Here is a 14,556-nt window from a genome sequence, read left to right as displayed (position 1 = left end):
GTCTATCCTGCGGTGGCGTAATGCGCGGCAGGCGCGATGGCCGTCCTGCTGCGCTCGACGTACCACGGAACGGTCGCGGCCAGGCCCTCGCGGATCCGGTACCGGGGCACATAGCCCAGTTCGCGCATCGCCTTGTCGATGTTCGCCTGCGAGCACGCGATGTCGCCCGCGCGCGCTGCCGTGTGCTCGGCCTGCTGGCACACCGCGACCCCGTTCACCGTCAACAGCTCCTTCAGGTAGCCGAACAGCTGGGTCAGGGTCGTGACGTCGCCGAGCGCCACGTTATAGATGCGGGACGCCGGACCGGCGGCGGCATGCGAGGCAAGCATGTTCGCTTGCACCACGTTATCGACGAAACAGAAATCGCGGCTCGTCTGCCCGTCGCCGTGAATCAGGACCTGGTGGCCGGCGAGCATGGCGCCGATCCATTTCGGGATGACTGCCGCGTAGGCCCCGGCAGGATCCTGGCGCTTGCCGAACACGTTGAAATAGCGCAGGCCGACCGTGCCGAACCCGTAGCAGCGTGCAAACACATCGGCGTACAGCTCGTTCACGTATTTGCTGACGGCGTAAGGCGACAGCGGCCTGCCGATCTGCGCCTCGACTTTCGGCAGCCCGGGATGGTCTCCATACGTGGAACTCGACGCGGCGTACACGAACGATTCCACGGCGGCGTCGCGGGCGGCGACCAGCACGTTCAGGAAACCGTTGACGTTGGTGTCGTTGGTGGCGATCGGATCGTCGATCGAGCGTGGCACCGAACCCAGGGCCGCCTGGTGCAGGACCTTGTCCACGCCCGCCATCGCATGCCGGCACGCCCCGCGGTCGCGGGTGTCGCCCCGGATGAAGCGGAAGCGGCGCCACTGCTCCGCGCTGACGAGGTCGCGAACATCGTCGAGATTGCGGAGGTGACCGGTCGACAGGTTGTCGAGGCCGACCACTGTCTGGTCATGGCGCAGCAGGTATTCGGTCAGGTTCGAGCCGATGAAACCCGCGCAGCCCGTGACGAGCCAGGTGCGGGGACGGGACTGCATGTCGTGCTCGATGTCGTGGAGGGTGTGCATGAGGTCGCTCCTGGTCAGCCGGCGGCGCATGGGCTGCCGCCCAGCACGCCGTCGTCTCGGGGATGCCGCGGCTGCGGACGCAAGCCGAGGATGACCGCCCGATGCCGGCAGTGCCCCCAGTGCCCGCGTACCAGCCGCATGTACACGGCGATGTAGAGCACGAACTGGAACAGGACCAGGGCGAAAGCGGCGGGAATGCTGTCGCCGACGATCAGGGAACATGCGGTGGCGCTAGCGATCCAGGCCGCAATGAAACACGCGACACCCGCATTGCACATCCACGGATGTTTTCTTGCCCGGATTCGCTGGCGGGCGCAGCGCCGGTAAAACAGCGAATGCAGGTGCAGGCGATCGGGCGCGCCGGCCCGTGTGCCGTAGATCATCGTGCGGCGGTAGATGCTGAATAAGACTTCGATGACCGGGTAGGCATAGATGGCGAGAATCTGCCACGCGTTGATTCCCGGATTGCGCATGATCGTCAATACCGCAATTTCGGCCGCCAGGAATCCCAGGAGATAAGCGCCGCCATCGCCCATGAACAGGCGGCCCGTCGGGTAATTCAGCATCAGGAAGCCGATGGTGGCGCCGATTGCAGTGGCTGCAAGCTGGAGGATCAGCATATCGCCGCAGCGCCACGCCATGATGCCCATGCCGGTGAGCATGATTACGATCGCGATACCGGCAACGCCATGGAAACCGTCGATGATATTGATCGAATTGGTGATTCCGGCGACGGCAAATACAGTTATCGCGATCGAGAAAGGAATAAACACGAGCATGCCGTCGATGCCCCACACATCGACCCGGGGCAGCGAGGCTCCCAGCAGCCAGACGGCAAGACAGGCACTGGCCAGGATGGCAAACAGGCGTTTTTTCGGCGTCACGGCCTTCGTCAGGTCTTCCATGACACCCGAGGAAAAGGCGGGAACCGATGCGATCAGCAGCAGGAGCATCCCGCTTCCGGCGTGCGTGCCGGCGGCAGCCGTGGTCGTTGCGAAGGCGTCGACACAGGCAGCGGCAAGCACACCGGCGCACAAGGCCAGGCCACCGGTTCGCGGCACCGATTTCTTGTGGACTTTCTGCACGCCGCCGGTATCCGAATCCAGGGAAAAGCGTCCATGCCAGCGCTGCGTGGTCACGATCAAAATGCAAACCGAGAAACTCACCACGCATGCGACAAGCAAATTCGGCAGGAATGAAAAAGCGGGTAATTGAAGTGGTACTGAACCAATATCATGAAAAGCAGGGGCATTTGACATGACAACTCCTTGGCGAATCTGCCGGCCAGTTGCAACCATATGTGGAACACTGAAACAAAACAGACTCTAGCGGATTGCACATCATATAAAAAGTGCAAAAAATCGATTCATTCACGCCTGCTTCCGGCATGTATACATGCCGGTTGCAGATATGTTTCTCGCAGTGCTGTTACGGGATATTAAGAGTGACAGCGACAGCCATTCCGGATTTCCTATCCGGTATTTTTATATTGCCGATGTGCGCACGTGCACCCATCCATGTCGGCCTTTATTCCAGGCGGCACGATGAATGCAAGGGAATGACTTCAGCCGGGGCGGCCCTGTGCAATCAGGCGGAAGCGGGTGTGACCCTGCGCCGGCAGGAATAGCCGCTTGCGCTGCAAGAAGAAGTTCTTGATGAACGATGCAAGCAGGCCGGCGGCAATGCCGGCGCAGCACGCCAGGACCAGCATCGTGGACCGGCCCAGCGTTACCGGGCGCAGCGAGGATTGCGGCGGCTCGAGCACCCGGACGTCGTCGCGCCCGGACAAGGCGACGGCATCGAACTTGCTGCGCTGGCCGGCCACGGCCAGCGCAGCCTCGTCCAGCGCCTGCTTCTCGCGCCGCACCTGCGCCAGTTCGCGCGAGGCCGCGGCCAGGGACGCGTACCTGGCCGCGTTGCGGCCCAGTACCCGGCCCGTATCGGCGATCTGCCCATTAATGGCTTGCATCTCCGGATGGCCATCGCCGATCCTGGCCGACAATTCGGCTTTCCTTTGCTGCGCGGCGGCCAGGCGCATTTCGAGCGCGCCCGACTGCTGCAACAACAATTGGCCTTCCGCTTCCGGGTCGCGCACACCCGAGCGCTGCAGCAAGCCGGCGTATTGCCTGTCCACCTGCCGCACTGCCGCCTCCGCCGCCTGGAGTTGCCGGTCGTAGGCCGCCGAGAGCGCGGCTGCTTCCGACGCCTGCTCCCCCCGTCGCCGCTGCCTGTACTCCGCCACGATGTCGCCGAGGATACGGCTCATCAATTGCTGGTTGGCGCCTTGCAGTGTCAGCCGGATGACGTCGGATTGCTTGGCATTCTCGGTCACCACGAGGGCGCGCTGTAATTGTTCGGTCGCCTGCGCCGGCGCAACTCGGCGCACGACCCACCGGGTTCCGGGGGCGGCGGCGCTGCTACCGACCAGGAAGTCGATCGGTCCGTAGCGTGAAGCCATCCTGAGCGGGGTTCCTGCAACGCCATCGGCGCCGATCCCGAGTTCGTCGCTCGCCAAGTGGAACGCCCCCCGGGCTTGCACCGTCATCGTGAACGGGACCGCCAGCAGCGCCGGCGGCAGGTCGAAGCGGACGACCTGTACCTGCGCATGCGGAGAAAGGTCTCTCTCCGCCGACTGGTCCCGGCCCGGCAGGCGGCGCAGGACCTGCGTGAACGTCGGCGGCGCCGGGTCGAGCGTAAGGTCGAGTTGCAGGCGCTCGGCCACGCGTGCAAGTACCGAGCGCGATTTCAGGATTTCCATCTCGGTCCCGACATTCGCCGCCGTCTGGAAATCGCTGGCGAACCCTGCATTGCGCTTGATCTGGATGACGGTGCTGGCCTCATACAGGGGCGTCATGCGCAGCGCATGCATGACCCCGAGCGCGGTGACCACGACGAAGACGCCGGCGATCAGCCACGCATTGCCGAAGACGCCCGCGGCCCGGCTGACCGCCTCCATGGACTGGCGCTGGTCCCTCATGCGTACCGCTTGCGCGTACTTGTCCAGGTTCTTGTCCATGCCCTCGCTCCCCTTACACGCTGTAGAATGCCGGGGCCGCACCGCCGGCCGGATCGGCGTCGGGCCTGGTGGCATGCTCGTTCGTTACCGCATGCAAGGCGTCGGCGAAGCGCTGCGCGCTCGAACCGGGGACCACGGCATGGCCGCGGGTGAGGTACATCTGCACCGTGTAACTGGCGCCGCAGTCGAGCGGAAGCATGCGCACCCAGCCATCGTCGAGCCAGCCCTGCACGCGGTACCTCGGCAACCATGCGTAGCCGAGCCCGAAGCGCAGGGCCTCCGCCGCACTGTCGAGGCTACTGACGCGCCAGGCCGGCAGTCCCCGGGACGAACGTCCCACGCCTAGCGGCTCCGCGTCATGACCGCCGACGCAGAACATGATCTGGAAGCAGCGGGCGAGGTCTGCATCCGTGACGCACCGGTTCATCTTGAACAAGGGGCTGTCCGCTGGCGCAATCGCGATGTGCTCCAGTTCGATCAGCTTGTTGCTGGCAAAGCCAGACAGGGTCTCCGCACTGATCGCAAGATCGGCCTCATCCTGGTACATCAGCTGCCGGATTTCTGCAAAGTACGTTTCCTTCACGTTCAACCGGATGTTTGCCGATTCGGTACTCAGTGCATTGAAGGTGCGGATCAACAGCTCGGCCGGGTAGTTTGGCTCGATGACGAGCCGTATGTGCGGCTCGGCGCCCACGCGCAGGAATTCACCGAGTTTTTCGAGCTGGCTGGCCTGGCGCAGCAGGTCGCGCGAGCGCGCCAGCAAAGTCTTGCCCTCTTCCGTAATCTGAGCCTTGCGGCCTTTTAAGGTCAACAAGGGCACGCCGAGCTGATCCTGGAGCTTGGCCAGTGCATGACTGATCGAGGACTGGCTGATGTGCAGCTTGTTGGCGGCGCCGACGAAACCATCGTTATCGATCACGGCATGGAACAGCCGCCATTGCTTCAAACTGATCCGTGGCATTCGTTCATTGAACTGCGTCATCTCCAATGTGTCAAAGACCGCATGTGCCCGGCTTTCGCTATCCTTGCCCATCTCGGCGTTTATTTGGCCAATGATGTCCATATGCTTACCTTCACTTATACCCACGATGTTATAAGACCGAGGACACATGTTCTTGAAACTGCATAAAACGGGCAAGCATCTGCTATCAGTGAACGCATAGCGATATGTAACAATGCGTATCACACGAGCTTGGCATGAATAACTATACCTTATGCAAATTGATTAAGGTCGCCTTCTGTCGTATTTACATCGAATTTGTTTGCGCAATATCAAAGACAGAATGCGCATAAGAGGAACCAAACTGGCAAGGCAGCAACATAATCCTTTCCTGATTTAAAGAGCTTCTATGAAGATGGGAATGCGTCCATCATATGAATATCGACATAATCGATGGATCGCCAGCTTTTGCCAGGACTTCATGCAATTGCTTCCCGAGGTAAAAAGGCAAAGAAGCAGGATGCGTATCCCCTTCCGCCTGGTTTAAAACGATCTATTTAATAGATGGATCGCAGTTGCCAACGCCGGGGGCCACCGACATCCTCCAGGACCGGACCATGGTGCGCCAGCCGGATGGAAAAGGCCCTGCCGGGGCCCGGCCCGGCGTATGCGTTGCACCACAAAGGGGCAGTCCGGCGCTGCTTCTTGCCGCCCATCGGCGCCACGCTCGCCTTGTCCGCACTCCCTGCCCTGGCCAGTCCAAGCTCGACATCCAGCACGCCAGCGGCACCACTACCGTCGTCGCCAATCCAAAAAAGGTCGTGGTCCTAGACCTGACCAGGCTCGACACCATGGCCGCCCTCGGCATCGATCTTGCCGGCGTCCCTGAATCGCCGATGCCGAAACACCTGTTCCGCTTCAGCGACAAGAAGTACACCCGCCTCCTCGGCACCCTGTTCGAGCCTGACTTCGAAGCAATCCACGCCGCCGAGCCAGACCTGACCGTGGTCGGCGGCGGTTAGGTGGTCTACCTCGATGGCGGCAACTGGTACGCCCTTGACGGCGCCGGCTTCACTGCGATACGACAGAACATGGCCTGCTGGCGCAGTCCCTCGCCGCCAAACGATGAGCCGTCTTGCCGAACCGGCGCCGGCAACCGACGGCGCGGCAGCGGGCCGGCGCCCGGCCTCCCATGGCTGGCTGGCGCTGGTGCTGGCTGTCGCCGACTGCCCCGTCTGTCGCCGGCGGCCCCGCTCCCCGGGCGTACCGGCAGGCTGCTGGGCGACCCCTCATCCTGGTGGCTTGTTTGCAGGATGTCGCCGACTGCCCCGTCTGTCGCCGGCGGCCCCGCTCCCCGGGCGTACCGGCAGGCTGCTGGGCGACCCCTCATCCTGGTGGCTTGTTTGCAGGATGTCGCCGACTGCCCCGTCTGTCGCCGGCGGCCCCGCTCCCCGGGCGTACCGGCAGGCTGCTGGGCGACCCCTCATCCTGGTGGCTTGTTTGCAGGATGTCGCCGACTGCCCCGTCTGTCGCCGGCGGCCCCGCTCCCCGGGCGTACCGGCAGGCTGCTGGGCGACCCCTCATCCTGGTGGCTTGTTTGCAGGATGTCGCCGACTGCCCCGTCTGTCGCCGGCGGCCCCGCTCCCCGGGCGTACCGGCAGGCTGCTGGGCGACCCCTCATCCTGGTGGCTTGTTTGCAGGATGTTTCGTGTCCGTAGTCCGAAGCGGATATTTTTTCGTTTTGGTTTTTGTGTTTTGTTGGTTAGTTACGTTTTTATGTTAGGGTAGCGTATGTCTGTTTAATGTGAGCGCATGATGCCGACCATCGTTTCCTGGGATCGCGATCCCGTCCCCGCCTTCAAGGCGTTCATCGCCAGCACCGCGTTTGCCGAGACCGGGCGACGCCAGCGCGCCGACGGCACGCTGCGGGTGCTGTCCGCCGAGTCGGCCCGGATCTACGTTTTCATGTTCCAGAACTTTGCAGGCTGGTGCATGGAACAGGGTCTCGCCTTCTCCACCCTTACCCATGCCGACCTGCACCGCTTCATCAATCGCACGGTCAAGGGCAAGCGTGTCCTGAACAGCAAGATCGCCTACCGCTACCTGCGCCTGCTGGAGCGCTGCTACGAGCACCTGGCCGTGGACCCGAATCCGGCGCAGTTGGCCATCCTCGGCATCGACCGCGCCCACATGACGAAGGACGAGGCCGGCCGCACCCTGTCGGAGGACCAACTGCAGCGCTTCTTCGCCGCCCTCCCCGCCGACACCCCGCGCAAGCGCCGCAACACGCCTTTCGACGGCTGGAAGCGCCGGCGCGACCGCGCCATGCAGGTGGTGATCGCGCTGGCCGGGCTGCGCGTATCGGAAGCCGTGGGCCTGCTGCTTGGCGAGGTGGGCAGCCAGCCCGGCTTAGACGGCGCTGTCGTGCTGACCATCACCCCCGACGAAAAGCACGACACCAGCCACGAACATGCCGTCACCCTGCCGCGCGAAGGCGTCGAGGAGCTGCTGCCCTGGCTGCAGGAGCGCGAGGCGATGGAGATTCCGGGCGAGTTCGTGTTCCCGGCCAACGTGGGCGGCGCCAGGCTGACCCGGAAGACGGTGTACGTTCAGATGCGCGCCACCTTCGAGCGCGCCGGCATGGACCTGTCGCGCGCCGGCGGGCGCACCCTGCGCAATACCTTCGCCCGGCGCCAGCTCGACAGCGGCACCCAGCCTGACGAGCTGAAGGACGTGCTGGGCCTGGCCCTGGAACGCTCCGCCGCCGACTACAAGCTCACGCGCGTGACGCCCGATCCTTCGGAGTGAAGGCGGCGGGGTCGCCGGCGCGCGATTGAGCGGCATCAAACGCCACGCCCCCTCGACCGGCAGACTGGGTCCGTCCGCGTGCCCAGCGCGCCAACCCGAGGAGTGACCATGTTCAAGCACATCCTGTTGCCCACCGATGGTTCCGAGCTGTCGGAACGCGCCGTGCTGGCCGGCGTCAGCTTCGCCAAAGACGTCGGGGCCCAGGTGGTGGGCTTCACTGCCCTGCCCGACTTCCGCACCTTCACCGCCGACGCCGAGATGCTGGCCACCACCGAGGACGAATACCTGGCCACGAGCGAAGCGCGCGGCGCGAAGGTCCTGGCCGTGGCCGAGCATGCCGCGCGCAGCGCCGGCGTGCCCTATGCCAGTCTCATCGGGCGCTCGAACCAGCCCTACGAGGCGATCCTGCAGGCGGCGCGCGAGCGCGGCTGCGACCTGATCGTCATGGCCTCGCACGGCCGCCACGGCATCACCGGCATGCTGCTCGGCAGCGAGACGCAGAAAGTGCTGGTGCACAGTGCGATTCCGGTGCTGGTCTACCATTGAGGCCTTCGTCCGGAAGCGGCGCAGAAGCGACAAAAAGCGGCGAAAAAAAAGCGCCGCAACGAATGCGGCGCCTTCAGCAAGCGGGATGACCAGCGGCGCGGATCAGATCCAGTAGATCAACGCAGCCACGCCGACAATCAGCGCCACCTTGGTGACCTTGTACGCGGTCTTGTTCCAGGCTTTATACCGGCGGCGGTACTGTCCCATCACGTGCGAGATGCGGAACAGTTTGCTGACCATGCCGGTCTGGTCGCCGGTCTCGTTCGGCGAGCTGGCGGCCGTCATCATGGTGCGGCCGAGCCAGCGGTTGATGGCCTGCATCCAGCGGTAGCGCATCGGGCGCTCGACGTCGCAGAACAAAATCACGCGGTCGCTGTCGCTGCCGTTGATGGCCCAGTGGATGAAGGTTTCGTCGAAGATCACGCCTTCGCCGTCGCGCCAGCTGTGGCGCTGGCCGTCGACGTCGATGAAGCAGCGGTCGTCGTTCGGCGTGGCCAGGCCCAGGTGGTAGCGCATCGAACCGGCAAACGGGTCGCGGTGCGGGTTCAGCTTGGCGCCAGGCGGCAGCTCGGCGAACATCGCGGCTTTTACCGAAGGAATCGACTGCAGCAGCGCATAGGTCTGCGGGCACAGGCGCTGGGCCGACGGGTGGCTGGCGTCGTACCACTTCAGGTAGAAGCGCTTCCAGCCGGTCTTGAAGAAGGAATTGAACCCGGCGTCGTCGTTCTGCTCGGCGGCCTTGATCTTCTTCAGCGCCAGCATGTTCTCGGCTTCGGCGCGGATGACTTGCCAGTTCTGCTGCAGCGGCGCCAGGTCGGGGAATTCGCGCACCGGGATGTAGGGCGTGCTCCGCACCTTCGAGAACAGATGCATGAAGATGTTAATCGGGGCCATGAACGACGAATGGTCGAACAGCTGGCGTCCGAACGGCAGGCGCACCTTGCCGCGGAAATGGATGTGGAGGATCGAGAGAAAATAGAAACCGATTACCACCCACTTCATCATGCACTCCCAGAACTGACCACGCGGTCAGCATCGAATTAAACAGGGCGCAAGAATAGCATATCCGCCAGGCGGCCGTTTGGCGCCCGGCGAAATCGACAGCGGACTGTCGCGTTCATGACGAAGCACGTATCGAGGCTGCCGCAAGTGTCGCCGAAGCGCACCAACAAGCCAGCCGCGGAACGCGCCGCGCGCTACATCAATGCAGCGCCGTCATGGCATAGCCCTTTTCGGAGAGCTGGCCATTCAGGTTGTCGATGTCGTAGTCGGGCAGTTGCTCGGCATTGTCGTCGACTTCGAAGGCGCGGGCCTCCACTTCCCAATCGGTATTGGTCGCTTCTTCAGGGATGTTGCGGGATTCCGGCACGACCAAGTAGGAGAACTTGCCGTCGCTTTCGGCTCTGCGGTAGATGTCCAGGCGCATAATCGTTTCCTTACGTTAAAGCTCGCTTTCGGATGAAAGCGGATGACTCCACAGTAACGAAGCACGATACGCGCGTCTGTTAATTGCCCCACTCAACGGAGTGCGAACCGCCGGGCGACGAATCGCCGGGCGGCGCTCCGCTCAGCGTCCTGGCGAGAAACCGAGGATACGCGCCGGCAGCAGGACGACGGCGCGCAGCAGCGCGAACACGGCTTCGACGCCGATTCCCAGCAGGCGCAGGGGCAGGAGCAGCAGCCAGACCAGCGGCCAGGCCAGCAGCGCCAGCAAGGCCAATGGCCAGCACAGGACGAGTAAAAGCAGCCACAGCAGGAAGCCCAGCATCATGCGCTCCGGTAAGATGAACGAGCGGCCAGTGTAGGCAAGCCACCCATTGCTTGCCAGCGCTGTGCGACGAATGGGGTCCGTGCGGGGCTGAACGGCCGCAAGCGCCGACAAGCGGGTGGCTCCCGTTCAGGCTGGCTGGCGGCGGTGCCCGGCCCACCAGCAGCCAAGCGCCAGCAGCACCAGGCCGCTGCCCAGGCCCAGCACCAGGGCGGCCTGGCGCATGGCCGGATCGCTGCCGTTGGCCGCCATCAGCGGATAGGTCCAGGGGAAGAAGCGCCAGTACTCCGAACTGCCGAGCTGGATGATGCCCATGGTGGCGCACACGCCGAGCGCCAGCGGCAGCACGATGTTCTGGCTGGTCCAGCTGAGCGTGTGCTGGAGCACCAGTACGGGGAGACTCGCCGCCAGCGCCGCCAGCAGGGCCGTCGCCATGGCCCTGGCCGGCTCTGCCCCGGCGCTCCCGCCCAGCAGCAGGACGCCAACCGCCATTGCCAGCAGCAACAGGCACAAGTGGGCCAGGGCCGCCATCGCCAGCGCCACCAGCAGCTTCGCCAGGTACAGGCGGCGCGCGCCGACCGGCAACGTCAGCATCAGGCGCCAGCCGTTCTGCCGATGCTCGACCGCGTTCACCAGGCCGGTACATAGCGCCAGGTAGAGCGGCAGCATGAAGTAGCACCACACGGCCTGGTTGCCCATCCAGAAGCCTTGCCAGGCCCTGGCGCCGATCCCATCCGGACCGGCATGGCGCAGCAGCAGCCCGGTATTCAGGAGCACCACCATCAGCGGACAGGCCAGCACCATGAGCAGGGCCAGGGAGCGGCGTGCCTTCAATACCTCAAGCCGGAACAGGGTCGCGAGCATGGCGCACTTCCTCCGGGTTGGTGATGTCGAGGAACCATTGTTCCAGGTTGGACGTGCGGTACACCGACTGGTACAGCGCCAGCCCGGCCCCGACCAGCGCCGAGTGCATGCGCGGACCTTGCGCAGCGGCGATGGGGCCGATCTCGAGCATCCGCGTTCCTGTGGCCCGCGCCGTGAGGCCCAGGCCTGCCAGCAGCGCCAGCGCCCGGCAGCTGTCGTCCACCTCGAGCAGGAACATGCCCGGCTGGCGCGCCAGCAACTGCGGCACCGCTTCCTGGCACAGCACGCGGCCGCCATGCAGCACGGCCAGGTGGGTGGCGATCTTCTCCACTTCGTCGATCTGGTGACTGGAGAGAAAAACGGTGCAGCCGGTCTGCTGCGGCAGGCTGGCCAGCAAGGTGCGGATGTCGCGCATGCCTTGCGGATCGAGGCCGTTGCCGGGCTCGTCGAGAATCAGCAGGCGGGGATTGCCGAGCATGGCATGGGCCAGGGCCAGGCGCTGGCGCATGCCCAGCGAAAAGCCTGCAATACGCGTGCGGGTGCTGCCGGCCAGCCCCACGACGTCGAGCACGCGTCCGCTCTCCGCCAGCGGCAAGCCCTTGATGCGGCGGCCAATCTCGAGGAACTCGGCGGCCGTCAGGTTCGGGTACAGCGCTGGCGAATCGACCAGGCAGCCGACCTCGCGCAGCAGCGCCATGCGCGCGGAACGGATCGGACGGCCGAGCACCTCGACCTTGCCGCGGTCGGCATCGAGCAGGCCGGTGAGGAGACGAATGGTGGTGGACTTGCCGGCGCCGTTATTTCCGAGAAAGGCGAATACGCTGCCGGCGGGAACGTCCAGCGACAGCTGGCACAGGATGTCGCGGCCGCCGAGGCGCTTGTCGACGCCGGCAAGCGAGATCGCGGCGCTCATGGGAGTTCACGCAGGGGGAAGACGCATCGCGGCATAAACATGTCCAGCGGAAACGAAAAGTCAACGATACCTGCTTCTTATTCAAACAGCAAGTATCGAGATGCCCTGTGTCGCGCCTACCGATGCGTGACAGGAAAGTAGGGGGAACTCAGCGGCTGGCCTGACGAATCGCCTGGGCCACGCGCGTCTTGCCCGCCCGGTCGGCGAGCTGCTCCGGCGTCAGTCCCTCGCTGTTCTTCAGGGACGGCTTGGCCCCGTGGTGCATGAGCAGCAGCGCCGTATCGTCCTTGCCTTCGCGCGCCGCCATCATCAAGGGCGTATACGCGCCGCTCTTCAGGGGCGAAGCCTGGTCGATCCGGGCGCCGTGCTTCAATAACAGCGCGACGATCTCGTTGTCGCCGGCCGCCGCCGCATAGTGCAGCGCCGTCCAGCCCGGCTGGTTGACCTTTGCCCCCTTCGCCAGCAAGGCCTCGATCACCGGCCGGTTGCGCTTGAAGGCCGCCATCATCAGCGCGGTATTGCCGTTTGCGGCCTTTGCTTCGAGATCGGTGCCCGGATGGGCAAGAAAGGCCTCCACCACGCGCAGCGCGTCTTCACGCACCGCCAGCACCAGGCCCGGCTCGCCGCCGAGGGGATTCGGTTGATTCGCATTCACGACGCTGCCGATCATCGCGTTCACGGTCCTGGCATCGTCAAGCTGGACCGCGCGGAAGAAGGCGGTCAGCTGGCGCCCGTCCGGTGCGGCCGGGGTCGCTGCGGCGGCCGGGACGGCATGGACCAGGCCGGCGCCGGCGCACATCGCGAACAGGATGCCTTGGAGGAGAACGCGGCGTTTGCGGATCATGTCAGGCCCTGGCGTGCTGGAACAGGTTGAAGAAGTTTTCGGAGGTGCGGTCCGCCACTTCGCGCAGCGGCACGCCTTTCAGGTTCGCGATGAACTCGGCCACGTGCGGCACGTAGCCCGGCTCGTTCACCTTGCCGCGGTAGGGCACCGGCGCCAGGTAGGGCGAATCGGTTTCGATCAGGATGCGTTCCAGCGGAATCGTGCGCGCCACTTCCTGCAAGTCTCTGGCGCTCTTGAAGGTCACGATGCCGGAGAAGGAAATATAGAAGCCCATCTCGATCGCCGCCTCGGCCACTTCCAGCGACTCGGTAAAGCAGTGCATCACGCCGGCCACACCGCCCTCTTGCACCGCCGCGCGCTCTTCCTGCAGGATGCGGATGGTATCGGCGCTGGCCGAGCGGGTATGGATGATCAGCGGTTTACGGGTTTCGCGCGAGGCCCGTATATGCGTGCGGAAACGCTCGCGCTGCCATTCGAGGTCGCCCTCCAGGCGGTAGTAGTCGAGGCCGGTCTCGCCGATGGCGATGATCTTCGGGTGATCGGCCAGCTCGACCAGCTGCTGCACGCTCGGCTCGGGCGTGTCTTCATAGTCGGGATGGACGCCGACCGAGGCAAAGATGTGGGGATATTGCTCGGCCAGGGCGAGCACCGAGGGAAATTCCGGCAAATTGACCGACACGCACATGGCGTGCGTGACCTTGTTCTCGGCCATCTTGGCCAGGATCTCGGGCATCCGGGCGGCCAGCTCGGGGAAATTGATGTGGCAGTGGGAATCGATGTACATGCCGACATTGTAAAGGCAGGCGCCTGACTGTGCCACGCAGCCGGGCGCCGGCCTTTCAGGTGCGAATTAGTCGACCACGCGCTTGCCGAGGATAATCAGGTCGCGCTCGACCCCATCCAGGTTCGCCACACGCGGGAAGTTGGCCCAGGTATCGAAGCCGAACTTGCGGAACAGCGCCAGGCTCGGTGCGTTGTGGCCGAAGATGAAACCGAGCAGCGTGTGCACCTTGATCTGTGGCGCAAACGCGATCGCCTGCTCCAGGCAGTACTTGCCCAGTCCCTTGCCGCGCCAACGCTCTGCGATGTAGATCGACAGCTCGGCCGTGCCCGAATACGCGGGGCGGCCATAGAAATTCGAGTACGACATCCAGCCGATGACTTCCGGGTCCGCCGAAGTATCGGCGGCATCGTGGATGGTCCACAGCGGGCGGCGTTCCGGCGTGTGGTCGTTGAACCAGCCGACGCGCGATTCGACCGAGACCGGCTCGGTATCGGCGGTGACCTCACGCGAGGCGATGGTGGAATTGTAGATGTCGACGATGACGGGCAAGTCGTCGCGGCGGGCAAGGCGGTGGACGTAGGACGGCATGAACGGAGGGTTAAAAAGAAAGTTACAGGGTATGGGTGGCGCGCGAGGAGCGCAACGCGGCGCCGAGGATTTCTTCGATGCGGGCCTTGGCGCGCTGGCCGGTCTCGTCGGCCGGGAAATGCACGCCGACGCCTTGCGCCTTGCTATTGTTGGCGCCGGCCGGGGTGATCCAGGCCACCTTGCCGGCGATCGGGTACTTGGCAGGGTCTTCCATCAGCGACAGGATGAGGTAGATCTCGTCGCCGATCTTGTACGGCTTGTTGGTCGGCACGAACAGGCCGCCGTTCTTCAGGAAGGGCATGTAGGCGGCGTACAGGGCCGCCTTTTCCTTGATCGACAGCGACAGGACCGCCGGTCGCGGCAGCGAGGTATTCGGGTCGGTGGTGTTGCCACTCATGTTAGCGCTCAGATTGCCGCTCAT

General features: G+C 64.4%; 16 protein-coding genes. 3 read left to right on the top strand and 13 right to left on the bottom strand.

All coding sequences use genetic code 11. The features are described from left to right. Positions 1-2: 2 nt before the first annotated feature. From QWL29_RS06735 to QWL29_RS06720, 4 genes are all read right to left on the bottom strand, one after another. A complete protein-coding gene (locus tag QWL29_RS06735) occupies positions 3-1,064 on the bottom strand; it encodes an SDR family oxidoreductase (RefSeq protein WP_305822114.1) in 1,062 nt (353 codons plus the stop codon). 14 nt (positions 1,065-1,078) lie between these two features. Further along, the gene (locus tag QWL29_RS06730; protein WP_305822113.1) at positions 1,079-2,323 is read right to left on the bottom strand and encodes an MraY family glycosyltransferase; all 1,245 of its coding nucleotides are present in this window, start codon (positions 2,321-2,323) and stop codon (positions 1,079-1,081) included. Between the two features lie 305 nt (positions 2,324-2,628). After that, positions 2,629-4,080, bottom strand: coding sequence for a Wzz/FepE/Etk N-terminal domain-containing protein (locus QWL29_RS06725; protein WP_305822112.1), 1,452 nt, complete (start codon positions 4,078-4,080; stop codon positions 2,629-2,631). Positions 4,081-4,093: 13 nt separating this feature from the next. Beyond that, positions 4,094-5,143, bottom strand: a complete 1,050-nt coding sequence (locus QWL29_RS06720) for a LysR family transcriptional regulator (RefSeq protein WP_305822111.1) — start codon at positions 5,141-5,143, stop codon at positions 4,094-4,096. Between the two features lie 452 nt (positions 5,144-5,595). Between QWL29_RS06720 and QWL29_RS06715 the strand changes: the two genes are divergently transcribed. From QWL29_RS06715 to QWL29_RS06705, 3 genes are all read left to right on the top strand, one after another. Further along, complete coding sequence (locus QWL29_RS06715; RefSeq protein WP_305822110.1) at positions 5,596-6,042, top strand: substrate-binding domain-containing protein; 447 nt, start codon at positions 5,596-5,598, stop codon at positions 6,040-6,042. Between the two features lie 790 nt (positions 6,043-6,832). Further along, a complete protein-coding gene (locus QWL29_RS06710) occupies positions 6,833-7,828 on the top strand; it encodes a tyrosine-type recombinase/integrase (protein ID WP_305822109.1) in 996 nt (331 codons plus the stop codon). Positions 7,829-7,936: 108 nt separating this feature from the next. Then, complete coding sequence (locus tag QWL29_RS06705) at positions 7,937-8,374, top strand: universal stress protein (RefSeq protein ID WP_305822108.1); 438 nt, start codon at positions 7,937-7,939, stop codon at positions 8,372-8,374. A gap of 102 nt (positions 8,375-8,476) precedes the next feature. Here the strand turns inward: QWL29_RS06705 and lpxO are convergent, their stop codons facing one another. The 9 genes from lpxO to QWL29_RS06660 form a co-directional block, all read right to left on the bottom strand. Continuing rightward, positions 8,477-9,379, bottom strand: coding sequence for a lipid A hydroxylase LpxO (lpxO, locus tag QWL29_RS06700; RefSeq protein WP_305822107.1), 903 nt, complete (start codon positions 9,377-9,379; stop codon positions 8,477-8,479). Between the two features lie 196 nt (positions 9,380-9,575). Beyond that, positions 9,576-9,800 (bottom strand): DUF6139 family protein, encoded by a 225-nt coding sequence (locus QWL29_RS06695; RefSeq protein WP_305822106.1) that lies wholly within the window; start codon positions 9,798-9,800, stop codon positions 9,576-9,578. 141 nt (positions 9,801-9,941) lie between these two features. Beyond that, positions 9,942-10,145, bottom strand: coding sequence for a hypothetical protein (locus QWL29_RS06690; protein ID WP_370663672.1), 204 nt, complete (start codon positions 10,143-10,145; stop codon positions 9,942-9,944). Positions 10,146-10,271: 126 nt separating this feature from the next. Continuing rightward, positions 10,272-11,006, bottom strand: coding sequence for an ABC transporter permease (locus QWL29_RS06685; protein ID WP_305822105.1), 735 nt, complete (start codon positions 11,004-11,006; stop codon positions 10,272-10,274). Then, positions 10,981-11,919 (bottom strand): ATP-binding cassette domain-containing protein, encoded by a 939-nt coding sequence (locus QWL29_RS06680; protein WP_305822104.1) that lies wholly within the window; start codon positions 11,917-11,919, stop codon positions 10,981-10,983. The genes QWL29_RS06685 and QWL29_RS06680 overlap by 26 nt, the downstream gene beginning before the upstream one ends. Positions 11,920-12,067: 148 nt before the next feature. Beyond that, complete coding sequence (locus tag QWL29_RS06675; protein WP_305822103.1) at positions 12,068-12,763, bottom strand: ankyrin repeat domain-containing protein; 696 nt, start codon at positions 12,761-12,763, stop codon at positions 12,068-12,070. Between the two features lies 1 nt (position 12,764). Beyond that, entirely contained in the window at positions 12,765-13,547 is a 783-nt protein-coding gene (locus QWL29_RS06670; RefSeq protein ID WP_305822102.1) for a TatD family hydrolase, read from the bottom strand. Between the two features lie 66 nt (positions 13,548-13,613). Further along, positions 13,614-14,135, bottom strand: coding sequence for a GNAT family N-acetyltransferase (locus tag QWL29_RS06665; protein ID WP_305822101.1), 522 nt, complete (start codon positions 14,133-14,135; stop codon positions 13,614-13,616). A 22-nt stretch (positions 14,136-14,157) separates the two neighbouring features. After that, complete coding sequence (locus QWL29_RS06660) at positions 14,158-14,532, bottom strand: PilZ domain-containing protein (RefSeq protein WP_305822100.1); 375 nt, start codon at positions 14,530-14,532, stop codon at positions 14,158-14,160. Between the last annotated feature and the right edge of the window lie 24 nt (positions 14,533-14,556).

Origin of the sequence: Massilia brevitalea, assembly GCF_030711405.1 — a bacterium.
Taxonomy (GTDB): domain Bacteria; phylum Pseudomonadota; class Gammaproteobacteria; order Burkholderiales; family Burkholderiaceae_D; genus Telluria; species Telluria brevitalea.
This window is presented reverse-complemented; position numbering and strand designations above follow the sequence as displayed.